The 12710-nt window shown below is 60.2% G+C and carries 10 protein-coding genes; 1 reads left to right on the forward strand and 9 read right to left on the reverse strand.

Annotation, left to right across the window (positions count from 1 at the left end; genetic code table 11):
- Window positions 1–348: 348 nt before the first annotated feature.
- The 5 genes from QWY80_RS10160 to QWY80_RS10180 form a co-directional block, all read right to left on the reverse strand.
- Entirely contained in the window at window positions 349–792 is a 444-nt protein-coding gene (locus tag QWY80_RS10160) for a hypothetical protein (protein ID WP_290231025.1), read from the reverse strand.
- 38 nt (window positions 793–830) lie between these two features.
- Window positions 831–1802 (reverse strand): PIN domain-containing protein, encoded by a 972-nt coding sequence (locus QWY80_RS10165; RefSeq protein WP_290231027.1) that lies wholly within the window; start codon window positions 1800–1802, stop codon window positions 831–833.
- A gap of 90 nt (window positions 1803–1892) precedes the next feature.
- Window positions 1893–2249, reverse strand: a complete 357-nt coding sequence (locus QWY80_RS10170) for a hypothetical protein (RefSeq protein WP_290231029.1) — start codon at window positions 2247–2249, stop codon at window positions 1893–1895.
- A gap of 235 nt (window positions 2250–2484) precedes the next feature.
- The gene (locus tag QWY80_RS10175; protein WP_290231031.1) at window positions 2485–2832 is read right to left on the reverse strand and encodes a DUF427 domain-containing protein; all 348 of its coding nucleotides are present in this window, start codon (window positions 2830–2832) and stop codon (window positions 2485–2487) included.
- 105 nt (window positions 2833–2937) lie between these two features.
- Window positions 2938–3930 carry a Kelch repeat-containing protein gene (locus tag QWY80_RS10180; RefSeq protein WP_290231033.1) on the reverse strand — a complete coding sequence of 331 codons (993 nt, stop codon included), beginning with the start codon at window positions 3928–3930 and terminating at the stop codon, window positions 2938–2940.
- A 285-nt stretch (window positions 3931–4215) separates the two neighbouring features.
- On the opposite strand from QWY80_RS10180, the gene QWY80_RS10185 reads away from it, so the two are divergent.
- Window positions 4216–4827: a DsbA family oxidoreductase gene (locus QWY80_RS10185; RefSeq protein WP_290231035.1), complete on the forward strand. Its 612-nt coding sequence runs from the start codon at window positions 4216–4218 to the stop codon at window positions 4825–4827.
- A 3-nt stretch (window positions 4828–4830) separates the two neighbouring features.
- On the opposite strand, the gene QWY80_RS10190 is transcribed toward QWY80_RS10185, so the two are convergent.
- From QWY80_RS10190 to QWY80_RS10205, 4 genes are read right to left on the reverse strand one after another with little or no spacing between them, the layout of a single operon-like run.
- The gene (locus QWY80_RS10190; protein WP_290231038.1) at window positions 4831–6360 is read right to left on the reverse strand and encodes a class I SAM-dependent DNA methyltransferase; all 1530 of its coding nucleotides are present in this window, start codon (window positions 6358–6360) and stop codon (window positions 4831–4833) included.
- Window positions 6357–8300: a DUF8451 domain-containing protein gene (locus QWY80_RS10195; protein WP_290231040.1), complete on the reverse strand. Its 1944-nt coding sequence runs from the start codon at window positions 8298–8300 to the stop codon at window positions 6357–6359. The genes QWY80_RS10190 and QWY80_RS10195 overlap by 4 nt, the downstream gene beginning before the upstream one ends.
- The gene (locus QWY80_RS10200; RefSeq protein WP_290231382.1) at window positions 8297–9829 is read right to left on the reverse strand and encodes a restriction endonuclease subunit S; all 1533 of its coding nucleotides are present in this window, start codon (window positions 9827–9829) and stop codon (window positions 8297–8299) included. The genes QWY80_RS10195 and QWY80_RS10200 overlap by 4 nt, the downstream gene beginning before the upstream one ends.
- Window positions 9829–12633, reverse strand: a complete 2805-nt coding sequence (locus tag QWY80_RS10205; RefSeq protein ID WP_290231042.1) for a type I restriction endonuclease subunit R — start codon at window positions 12631–12633, stop codon at window positions 9829–9831. The genes QWY80_RS10200 and QWY80_RS10205 overlap by 1 nt, the downstream gene beginning before the upstream one ends.
- Window positions 12634–12710 lie beyond the last annotated feature (77 nt).

Consider the following 12710-nt stretch of genomic DNA (forward strand, 5'->3'; position numbering starts at 1 on the left):
GTCTCGCTCAACCCGGAGCGGGAACTGCATGTCACCACGCCCGAACCAGAAAAACGGGCGGCGTGAATGAACTCAGAGACGACAACTTGCTTGACAACTACCGAGCACTTGAATGCCCAAGATAAGCTGTTGCGGATCCGACTTTCATAGCCAAACACCATTTTTCATTGTCTTGAGGTAATGCAGCCAATTTTGCTGAATTAGAGCGACATGCTTGTTCAAATTTTGATTTTTCGATAATCATACTACCTCCCTAGTGCAGTACATGCGCAACACACATAACGCCGCGCACACCGGCCTCGCGAAGCGAGGTCCAGGCCACGAAGTGGCCGTTGGTGGTGCACCTTGTTATGTTCTCTCACGTTGATAATATGCAAGTATTTCTGCAGATTGGCTAATGCCAGGTATTTGGTTAAAGTTTTCAATTGCTCTCCGGATTGCTTCCTTGGCTTCTCGGTCTATATCGAACTCAATATTCATATCATCTTTACCATCGATGTGTTTGATACCATTTTTCACTTTAAGGAGGTGCTTGTTAAGGTCTTTATTCGCCGGCGTTTCTTTGCCGACTAATTTGAACCAGCTTCGCGTCCACCTTTGAGCTCGCTGAAAAGCGCTCTCATTCTTTTTGAGTGATACAATCTTGCCAAGCATCTCCTCTGCTGCACCAGAAAGATTGATGACAGCTATTAAATTTCTACCGGCTACATATTCGCGTAGAGCTAGATTCAAATACTCCATAGCTATTTCTTGCTTGGGGTATGACCTGAGATTTCCTCGTATATCTTCCATAGCCCTACACCTTGTAAACATAACAGTGATTAAGCATGCTACTCGTCGACACATGACCACAAATGGGCTTCAACTTCTTGAAGGTATTCGGTCTCAATTTGCTCACGGTACTTATTCACCAAATCGGCGTAGAAACCATTTACATCAGAATCACATACAATCCAACTCACTTGTTCATTGTTGACTAAGATTCTTGATAACTCGTTTACTTGGCTATAAGAAAAATCGCCGTAGGACGATAGTCTCGCAATCGTGGAGTGCGTTGCTGCAAAATTGGAGCTCTCACGGAGTGACTTGATATCAAGTTCTTTCTCGAGCTCACTAGCCATTCGAATATCTGGATAATGGTCCTTAAAGAACTGAGATAGCCTCCTGTAGAAAATAACGTCAGACTTATTTGTCTCGGACCACTCATCAATCAAGAAATCTTTCAAAGAGTTTTCGTCCAATACAGAGTAGTAATCCTTATCATCCGCTATTAAATACAGTTCTTCTCCCATAGGCACCTGAGAAAGAAGAACCTCCCAATTTATTGCATCGCCGAGAGATCCATTTTTCCCCGGTGGATTCCCCACATCAACACGGAACCTTGCCTTGCTAACGACTTCGTCGCTTATAGGCAGCTCCTTCGAATTCCGGAAGAGCTCGCCAATGACCTCATCAGCCTCAAGCTTCCGCTCTCTAATGTCGGACTCCAAACCACTTACTAAGTCTTTCATTTTCGAGTTGAAATTATTTTGAAGCTCACGAATCTCATTGAATTCGGGGTAGCTTTTACAAAATACAGGAAACGATGCTTTTTTATTTTGGTCCTTCAGGCGCTTAATCGCATCGTGGACCTTATTTTCTCTGTTTCTGAAAAACTCATCTTTTACTTGCTGGGGCAACCAAAGCCTGACCTCGTCTCTTTCCAAAAGCACACTCAGCTTTCGAATCTCTTCGAGGTCATCATCGGAGAGGTGGTAAAAAGACAGGAAAATATTTGTATCGATAAATATGTTGATACTCACCAGGTGGAATCCTCTCCTGCTTAACGCTAAGCTCTGCGGCAATTTTGGAGCCGCGAAGCGGTGGAAAAATTGTCCGACAACAGCGACTTGTTATGCAAAGCCAAGGTCCTTACGCATTTCTCTCAATAATGCTCGCTGAGCAGTGTCTCTGGCTGTTGTACCAGGTGGGCTATCCTTCAATTCTTGAAGCTTTTGGAGCACAGTTTCCGAAGCGTATAGTTGTAGCTTTAACTCCCAATAGGCATATTTTTTCTTCGATTCATCGGAATCTTTGAGCGCGACTTCCCGATATGCATCGAGCAAACCATCACAGGAGGCCTTGTAGTCTAAAAGCCACATCTCCCTTAGTTTTGATCTCTGCTCGAGGAAATGTTTGATCAAAAATGTGATCACACCACCTAAGCCAATACCGGATAGGAAAGATGTAAAGGCTCCAAATTCATTCATACTCACTCCCTGTGACTGCATAAAAGTTGTATTATATAGCGTTCTCGATATTCCACTTTAACGAGCACGCGCGTTCAACAATGTTATCCCGCACGCAACAACACTCACAACCCATTGAAAACTCTATGATTTAAGAATAGCTCGGCAGTATAACACCAATCATCGTGCATGCTACATATCCGCAGTGGTCGTACTCGCCGCCTTTTGCGGGATGTCGGCTTTGGGTCGTGCGCGGTCATTCATTCACCCTCACCTCAACTTTTTCACCATCAAACGCCAGCCTCCCAGCAATCGCTTCCATGCCCTCCAATGGCTGCTCATAACTCCACGCCACATTGGCGTGATCACCAAACGAGAAGTAGGAAGCATCGCCCTTGAACGGGCAGTGGGTCACGGTATCGGCGGGCGTCAGCAGCTCCATCCGCACGTCTTCGCGGGGAAGGTACTGACGCGGCGGGTAGCCGCGTTCGCGGAGTTCGATGGCGCGGGTGGTGTCGGCAAGCAGGGTGTCGCCGATCGTCACCCGCACCCGGCGGTCGTGCGGGTGCAGGGTGATGCGGGGTTCGGGGGAATCCGTCGCCATAGGGGCATCCCTTGCGTACTGGTGGTGTCGTTATGGTGTTCTTAGATTCAGCCTAGCACCAAAGAATGATTTGTCCCATGCATGGGATCAACGGAGAGTCACGTCTCAGTCGTCGGGAATCAGCCGCTCGTTGACGCCGGAAAAGGCGAAGCCGGCTTCCGGGCCGCCGGCGATGACGTAGATGGCCCCCTCCACCGCCGCCGCATCCAGGCCGTGGCGGGCCGTGGGCATGGGCGGCAGGCGCTCCCAGCGGTCCTCCTCCGGGTGGTAGCGCTCCGCCTCGTCGAAGGTGCGCTCCTCGGGCGTGAAGGTCTCGCCGCCGAACAGGTAGACCCAGTCGTCGAGCGCCGTCGCGGCGACCCCGCTGCGCCCGGTGGGTACCGGGGCGCCCTCCTCCCAGCGATCGTCGTCGGGGTGGTAGATCTCGTTGGTGGTCAGGCGGAAGGTAGAGTCGTCACGGCCGGCGAGCACCACGATGCGACCGTCGATCTCGGCGGCACGGTGATGGTTGCGCGGGGTGGGCATGGCCGCGAGCTGGCTCCACGCGTCGCTTTGCGGGTCGTAGACCTCGTGGACGCTGACATCCTCCCGGCCGTGGGTGGTGCCGCCAATGGCGTGAATGCGCCCGTCGAGCACGGCCGTGGCCAAGGCGCCCCGCGGGGTGGGGACCACCGGGCCTTGGCGCCACTTATCCGTGTCGATGTCGTAGATATAGAAAGCGTCGGTGGGGATGAAGCTGGCTTCCTCGTAGCCGGCGATCACGTAGAGCCGGCCGTCGTGATACTCGAAGCCGGCGTGATTGACGCCACGCGGCAGCTCCGTGAGGGCCTCCCAGCGGTCGTCGCCGGGGTCATAGACGAAGAGCGTGCGCGGCGCCGTGGCGTCGCGCTCACCGGCCTGCCGGAAGCCGCCGGCGAGGAAGATGCGCTCGCCGTCGGTGGCCACGCTGACCTCGGTACGCGCCTCGGGTAGCGGTGCCATCCGGCGCCACTCACCGCTGGCTTCCCGAATCTCGGCGACGGCCAGGGGTGCCGCCAGGCAGAGCCCCAGGGCGGCGCCCAGCCAGCCGCCATGGGAGTAGCGTGCTCTGGAAGGCATGGTAAACCTCCTCCCGCCGCTGTCTCGCGCGCCCTTCCCCATGGCTCTGGCGCCCTCCCGGGGCGGCGTGGGAACCTCCTTTCAGCCTAGCAGGCGAAAATGCGACGCTGGCCGCTCGATCCTGCCCAGGAGCGGTGGGCACCCCGTCAAGGCGGTACACTGGGACGAGGTGACCCATGGCAAGGCAAGCCGCGTCGATGAACCACACCACTGCGCTTGGAGATGATAGGGTTCGAGGGAATCCTACCCACTGGTTCAGCGACCATGCCTCACGTCGACATCACCGTGATCTCCGATGCCATCTGCCCATGGTGCTTCATCGGCAAACGCCACCTCGATCTCGCCTTGGCCGAACTGCCCGAGGAAATCGGCGTATCGGTGGCCTGGTACCCCTTCGAGCTCAATCCCGACATGCCCGCCGAGGGCCTGTCGCGGCGCGACTACCGCACTGCCAAGTTCGGCTCCTGGGAGCGCTCCCAGGCTCTCGACGCCCAGGTGGAGGCCGCTGCCGCCCAGGCCGGCCTCGAGATTCACCACGAACATATGACGCGAACGCCCAACACCTTCGACGCCCACCGGCTGATCTGGCTCGCCGGGGAACATGGCGTCCAGTCGGCCGTGGTCGACGCGCTCTTCCGGCACTACTTCGTCGAGGGGCAGGACATCGGTGACAGCGCGGTACTGGCCAACGCCGCGCGTGCCGGCGGGCTAGCGGATATCGACATACCCGCCTTTCTCGCGAGCGACCAGGGCCGCAGCGAGGTAAGAGCCGGCCTCGACGAGGCACGGCGACTGGGTGTGAGCGGTGTGCCCACCTTCATCATCGATGGTGCAGTCGGTCTGTCGGGCGCCCAACCGCCCGAGGCACTGCGCCAGGCAATTCTCGAGACGAAATGAACCCTACTCCACCCCATGACTCCCACTCCGGCGGATCGGGTCCGCTTCAGTGTCGGACTGCAGCGCCGATAACACACTCCTGAAGCTTTCCAGGCCGGATTCCAGGTTCTCGATGATCTCTTCTGCGATGTCGTCGGGCTCGGGCAGGTTGTCCAGATCCCCCAGAGACTTGTCGCGCAGCCAGAAGATGTCGAGGCTGGTCTTGTCGCGCTGGAAGACCTCTTCCCGGCTGTAGCGGCGCCAGCGACCTTCCGGGCTATCCTCGCTCCAGGTCTCCTCGCGCAGGTGACGCTCGCCCGGCTTGTAGCACTCGACGAACTCGCGCAGGTGTTCGTCGCGCAGCGGCTTCTTCTTCAGGGTGTGGTGGATGTTGGTGCGATAGTCGTAGAACCAGACCGCGTCCGTCCAGGGTTCGGCGCGGCCGGGGCGGCCGTCGAAGAACAGCACGTTGGCCTTGACGCCGTGGGCGTAGAAGATGCCAGTGGGCAGGCGCAGGATGGTGTGCAGCTCGGTGGTTTCCATCAGCTTGCGGCGTACCGTCTCGCCCGCCCCGCCCTCGAACAGCACATTGTCCGGCACCACCACGGCGGCCTGGCCGTTTTCCTTCAGCAGCGTCCTGATGTGCTGAACGAAGTTGAGCTGTTTGTTGGAGGTGGTGGCCCAGAAGTCCTGGCGGTTGTATTCGAACTCCTCGCGCTCCTGCTCGCCGGCCTCGTTGGTGATGGTAAGCGTGCTCTTCTTGCCGAAGGGCGGATTGGCCAGCACGTAGTCGTGCCGCCTGGGATTCTCCGCCAACAGTGCGTCGGTGGGCGAGATGGTGGGGTCATCGCCGATGTCGCCGATGTTGTGCAGGAAGAGGTTCATCAAGCACATGCGGCGGGCGCTGGGAACGATCTCGTTGCCGTAGAAGGTGTGGTGCTTGAGGGCCTGCTTCTCCTCGGCGGTCATCTCCGCCATGTGGTGGTCCTTGATGTAATCGTAGGCAGCGAGGAAGAAGCCACCGGTGCCGCAGGCCGGATCGCAGATCGTCCTGGCGGGTTGCGGGCGAACGCACTCCACCATGGCGCGGATCAGCGGACGCGGGGTGAAGTACTGGCCTGCGCCGGACTTGGTGTCCTGGGCGTTGCGCTCGAGCAGGCCCTCGTACATGTCGCCCTTGACCTCGGCATCCAACATCACCCAGGTCTCGGCATCGATCAGGTCGATCAGCCTTGCCAGCTTGGCCGGGTCCTGGATCTTGTTCTGGGCCTTGGTGAAGATCTGGCCCAGCATGCCCCGCTCCCGGCCCAGCTGGCGCAGCAGCTCGATGTAATGCCCCTCGAGCTCCGTCCCCTTGCGCGCCTTGAGGCTTTGCCAGTTGTACCACTCGGGGATGCCCACATCCCGATGCCAGGGCGGCCGGCTGTATTCGTCCGCCATCTTGAGAAAGATCAGGTAGGTGAGCTGTTCCAGGTAGTCGCCATAGCTCACGCCGTCGTCGCGGAGCATGTGACAGAAGTTCCAGACTTTGGAAACCAGGCTTTCGGCGTTCATGATGGCTCCTCGGTGGCAATGTAAGCCTGATCCGGGCGGTTGGGTTCATGGGGATACTTTCTCTGAAGCTGCCCGCTGCGTATCAATGGCTTCAGATAACGGTGCCGGAGGTAGTGGCGATTACGGCCCGTGATCGTTGCCAGTTCGCTCAGGGAGCAAGGTCGAAATGCGCAAAGCTGCAGGATGACGGATTCCATCCGGCTGGTATCCCGACTCCTCTGACCCATAGACTCTATGATCTGGCGCAGCGACTCGGGCAGTTCGGCCAGCAGGAACTCCCTAGATTCGCCCTCTGACCGTGCAGATAAACTCTCTGACTGTGTAGATAAGCTCTCTGACTGTGTAGATAAGCTCTCTGACTGCGTAGGTAAGCCCCCGGACTCCTGTGATAAGCCCCCCGACTGCGTAGATAAGGGTGTGAAGAGGTCGCCTTCCCCCTCCTCCGCCAGCGGCTCGAGCCGCTCGCCCGGCACATAGTACGTCGCCGGGCCCCGCGGCACCTGCTCGACGAGCCCCAGGTCCCGCAGGTGCGCCAGGCGCTGGCTGGCGGCCAGGGTATCGACCCGGTTCAGGTCGCGGTAATCGGAATTGGTGATCCGGCCGGTCTCGCGGAGGAAGATCAGCGCCCGCTGCTCGTCCTCGCCAAGCCCCAGGTGCCGGAACTGCCCCAGCCAGGCAATATCCGCCTCGCTCAGGAAGTGGTGGAACAGGTAGGTGGCGGCGAACTGATCGTGGTGACGGTCTGAATCGAAGCTCGGTGGGGATAGGCCTGCCTCGTCCATCAGCCGGCGCATGACGCGAATGCCGCTGCCCTTGGTCTCTGCCAGCCCCATCTCATGGAGCACCGAGGCAATCACGGGGTTGCGCCATTGCGAGCCGGGCTCGCCCAGGTTCTCCAGCGCCTTCAAGGAGTAGCCCGGGTTCTGAACTTCCAGTCGGTTGCTGTAGCGCAGCAGCTGGATGGGCTGCTGGCGCTGGTAGTTGCGGTGCATCACCGCATTCACCACCGCCTCCCGGACCACCTTGTCCGGCAGCACCGTCTTCTCGTCCCGCCGGATCTCGCCCTCCGGCAGTTGGAAGGCTCGCGGCAGGTCATCCAGCACCGCCGCAGTGGCCCGCTGGATCAGCCGAGGCAGCGTATCGCGCAGGTCTAGCGTGGTGAAACGCTCGTGCGGGTCCTCGATCCACTCCTTGCCGGGAATGCGAATGTAGTCCACGCGGTTAGCGGGGAACAGCCGGCGCAGGGCACCCCGGCGGCCGAACAGCAGCACGCCGGCCACCGTCGGATACAGCTGGCCTGACTTGCGGACCACGGCGCCCAGCGCCTCCAGCAACTCCGGGTCGGAAAAGGTCAGCTCTTCCGCCGCCGGGTTCACCGCGCGGCGGGCATCGCGGTAGTGCTCGATGGCGTCCGGGTCCAGGTCCTCCAGGCTGGCGCCGGACACGACCGAGGCATCGTGGCTCTGGCCCGCCCGCCCCAGATACAATGCCGCCAGATCGTCCTGGTTGCAGCGGTAGTCGCCGCTGGGCCCACGACGCCACGCCGAGCGCGGCAGGGGCTTGCTGGCGAAGTGGATGGGACGGGACGCTGGATCGGCCTCCGACACCTCCACCACGATGACCGTGCCCTCCTCCAGCGCTTCCGCCCGGGCCTGAATCCGCACCGGCACATTGAAGGCATTGGCACACTGCGAATGCAGGTCATTGAGCAGCGTGTCCGGGTCCTGCACGCCGGCCACCCGGTAATCTCCCGGCTGGTCCGATGCCTTTTCTACCCCCAGCAGCAACCAGCCACCGCCCAGCCCCGGCTCGTTGGCCAAGGCGCAAACCGTCTCCATGATCGACTTGCCGATGGCCGAGGCCCGCTTAGCCTCGATGCGGTCGGATTCATCGAGCTGCCGGAGCTGGTCGAGCAACGCGCGAGCGGTGGAAGCATTCATGCCGAGGCCTCGGCTTGGCGCTTGCGGCGTCCGGGTTTGGGCGCATTCGCCTGTGCCTGGCGGATGCGTTTCAGCAGCTCGCTGGCCGGCTCGTCGTCAGGGTTCTGGGGGACGAGCTTGCCTTCGAAGGCGCACTTCAGGATGGATTGGCGGAGGGCATCAGATTGCCCAAGTGATTGTTCAATCGTGCGTTCCAGTGCCTCCAATTCCGATAGCCTGGCCTCCGCCACCTCGACGATTCGGCGCTGTTCTTCTAGGGGCGGCAAGCCAATATGTACTGACAGCCATTCTGGAAAATAGATAGTTCTATGGGTAGTACCTCTACTGAATCGAAGCAGGTACTCTTTGTGGGCACCAAAGATCAAGCGAAGCCAAGCCGAAGTAACGGCTTGCGAGGGAACCCAGTTAACAAAGTCCTGACTGGTGGCCATATCAAATCCCATTTCGACCACATAACCAACTGACGCAGTACGGCTCACGCAAACAGTGCCCTGAGGGAGAAGTCTCGCAGCAGAGTTTTTCAGACCTTCTTCATTGGTGTACTGTGCAGTCTCGGATATAATTTTTCCGTTGTTAGTGCGAGCATCTGCTATGCCTATCCACGGAATATCGCCATCCCACCATTCCGGCCGCCGCCGACTTGGTGTGTGCCCACTTTCCATCCTCGCAACATCCACAAGCGGAACCCATTGCCATTCTTTAGGCAACGGGGTCTTAGGGTTTCCGACCGCCAAACAAGGATGCGAATAGATCACATCCTTGCTCCGCGTTTTCCAGCGATTTGGCCTGGGTAAAGGTGGGATACTCTCCAGCGTTTGGCGAACAAAGATCAGCTTATCGGATTGTTTCGCCTTGTGGCGCCATTGTTCGGTTAGGCGGCCTTCGAAGGCGACCTTGAGCAGGGAGTGGCGGTAGGTCTTGAGCTGGGCGCGGGCGGTTTTCAGGCTTTCCATGCCCTTGTCCAGTTCGGAGAAGAGTTCCTCGATCTTGGCGACGATACGGCGTTGTTCGGCAAGAGGCGGCACGGGTATTTGAATCGCCCTGATTCGCTCTTGGCCAATATTGCGCATTGACTGCTGGTTTCCCGTGCTCAGCAGTTCAATCTGGCGGCGACCTTGCTTGGACCGTAGATAGAAAAGGACAAAGCGCGGAAGCATTCCGGAAAATTCCAATCTAAGGATCTTGTCGCTGAGCATGATATTGCGCGCAACAGACTTCGCAATCACGCAGGCACCGACAAGCTCTACCGTATTCGCTCGGCTGAACAAGAAGTCACCTTCGCGAATAAACAAACGCTCCTGGATACGCTTCGTGTCTAAGCAAGTCTTACTTTCTTGCTCTTGATACTCACCCCACGTTACCGCGCTCACCTTGGCCACACCGACCTCATTGTCTTCTGGGGGTCGTTCAAGGCATTTAAAGCTTTTACCGCTCTCTATAGCAGCAATGAACTCTCCAAGCTCCGTCTCTTCCCACTGGTTTGGCCTCTGGGCAGCCTTTGCAGGTAGGTCTAGCGCAGAAGTCTTCATCACGCCGCCATCTCGTCATTCATCTGATCCAACACGCTCTCCATATTCTCGCCGAACAGTTGCCACATGCGCCCGCGGCCGCCTTCGGCGTCGAAGGGGGCGTAGTCCAGGTCTTCCACGCCGATGTGGAAGCTGGCGGCGATATGGTCGCGGATCTTTTCGAGCCAGGCCATCTGTTCCTCGTTGAATTTGGGCTGATTGCCGGAGTGCCGGCCGAAGACCCAGCGCTTGAAGTTGGCGCGCACGGTGTCGGCATAGGGCGTGAGCTTGTTGTCCCAGCCGCTGACCCGGCGCACCAGGGCGATGATCTGGGCCAGCTCCGATTCCGGCCGGCGCGCCGGAACCTGGTCCAGGCGGGCGTAGGCGTCCCAGACCCGGGCCGGGGCGAGCTTGGGTTGCTCGCGCTTCAGCGCGTCGCGCAGCTCGCGGATGGCCCGGGCGGTGATCTCGCGGCGCCGGTGCGGCTGGTGATAGTAAATGGTCAGGGCGTCGATGTCGTCCCGGTGGGCCTCCAGCCACTCCCGGAATGCCTGGCGCAGGTTCTCGCGGTGGGTGTCGGCGTCGGTCTCCCAGTCGCTGATGGTAATCTCGTCCGGGTTGATCTCGTCCACCAGCTGCTCCTGGCGCTGGCGGACCTCTTCGAGATAGGTAGTCAGCGGGCCGGTGATGGAGGCGGTGGCGGCCTTCGCTCGCTGCTCGCGCACCGTCTCGATCTGCGCCGGGCTTGGCTCGGCGGTTTCGGGAAGCTGATGAGCCTCCCGGGCGGCGCGGCGCAGGGCGTCCGGGTCGTCAGTGGCCAGCAGTTCGGCGGCGATGGAATTGAGGTCCGGGCCGCCGGTGATCTTACGCACTTCGCGATGCTGTTCGTCATCGAGCCGCTTGCTGAAGCGGGCCAGGCGGCCGGCCAGGCTGGTCAGGGTGTCCGGGGCGCGCACGCCCATGGTCACGCCCTGCATGAGCTCCTTCATGGGCACGCTGGGCTTGCGTTCCAGGGTGCCGGTTTCCATCTTCTTCGATTCGCTCACCCCCACGGCGTCGACCAGCACGAAGTGCTCCTTGGGGCCGCTGGCGCTGCGGTTGACCTGGCGCAGGCCGTCGGCGTCCAGGCTGCGGGTGCCGCGGCCGACCATCTGCATGTAGTAGTTGCGGCTCTTCACGTCGCGCATGAATAGCAGGCACTCGAGGGGCTTCACATCGGTGCCAGTGGCGATCATGTCCACGGTGACGGCGATGCGCGGGTGGTAATCGTTGCGGAAGCTGTTGAGCAGGCCTTGGGGGTCTTCGTCGATGCGGTAGGTGATCTTCTTGCAGAAGTCGTTGCCGGCGGCGAACTCCTCGCGGACGATCTTGATGATGTCGTCGGCGTGGCTGTCGGTCTTGGCGAAGATCAGGGTCTTGGGCACCTCGACGCCGCCAGTGTTGATACCGTCGCCGCCCTCGCCGGCCGGCAGGCGGCGCTCCGGGAACATGCGCGGCAGGGCGTCGCGGAAGGCTCGGATGACGGTGCGGATCTGGTTGGGGTTGACCACGCTGCGGTCGAGCTGGCTGCCGGCGTATTCCAGATCCTCGTCGAGCTGCGACCAGCGCTGTTCGCGGGTCAGGCGGTCGCGGTGCTCGACGGTCTCCTCCGCCTCGATGGTCGCGCCCTCCCGGGTCAGCCGGGTGTCGATGCGCCAGACGAAGTGATCCACGTTCACGCCATCCACCACGGACTGCTCCAGCGGGTACTCGCTGACCACGTTCTGCTGGAAGAAGCCGAAGGTGCGGTTGTCCGGCGTGGCGGTGAGCCCCACCAGGAAACTGTCGAAATACTCGATCACCTGCCGCCAGAGGTTGTAGATGGAGCGGTGGCACTCGTCGATGACGATGACATCGAAGAACTCCGGCGGCACCTTGGCGTTGTAGACCACCGGCAAGGGTTCCTTGCGCAGGGCATCGAGCCCGGCCGGTTCGTCTTCGGCCTCTTCGGGCAGCGGCTCGCCCTTGAGGATGGAGTAGAGCCGCTGGATGGTGCAGATGCAGACCTGGCCATCGCTGGGCACATGGGGCGAGCGCAGACGCTGGACGGTGTAGAGCTCGGTGAACTTGCGGTTGTCGTCCTGGGGCAGGTACTGGTGGAACTCGTTCTCCGCCTGCACGCCCAGGTTGCGGGTGTCCACCAGGAACAGCACGCGCTTGGCCCCAGCGTGCTTGAGCAGGCGATAGATGCTGGTGATGGCGGTGAAGGTCTTGCCCGCGCCGGTGGCCATCTGGATCAGCGCCCGGGGGCGGTTCTCCTTGAGGGAGGTTTCCAGGTTGCCGATGGCGTGAAACTGGCAGTCGCGCAGGCCATCCGGTTGAAGGACGGTTAGTGCCTGCAGTCGCTTGCGGAACGGGGCGGGCTGCGAGCGCCACACCGTCAGGGTCTCCGGGCGGTGGAACTGGAACACCTCGCGGGCGCGGGGCGCCGGGTCGTGGCGGTCGGTGAAGCGGGTGATCTCGCCGGTGGCCTCATAGACGAAGCGCAGATCCACCTTGCCGATATGCTTCAGATGGGCATCGGCATAGCGGGCCGACTGCTCCTCCACCGTGCTGATGCGATGGCCTTCCTCCTCGCGCTTGGCTTCGATCAGGCCCACCGCCTCGCCGTCCACCAGCAGGAGATAATCCATGGGCCCGGTCTCGGTGGGATACTCCCGCACCGCTACGCCCCGCGCTGCCGACGGATTCAGCTCCGCCAGGCTTTGCACGACCCAGCCGGAGGATCGGAGCTGGTCGTCGATGCGATCGCGGGCGCGCTGTTCGGGGTTCTGATTGTTACGCATGTATCATCCAGCCATGGCAATCACTGCCGGGAGGTCCGATGGCGTGGGTGGAATCAGAAAGCGAGGTGCCGCCGATG

The organism is Halomonas ramblicola (assembly GCF_030409215.1).
In the GTDB taxonomy this organism is placed as follows: Bacteria; Pseudomonadota; Gammaproteobacteria; order Pseudomonadales; family Halomonadaceae; genus Halomonas; species Halomonas ramblicola.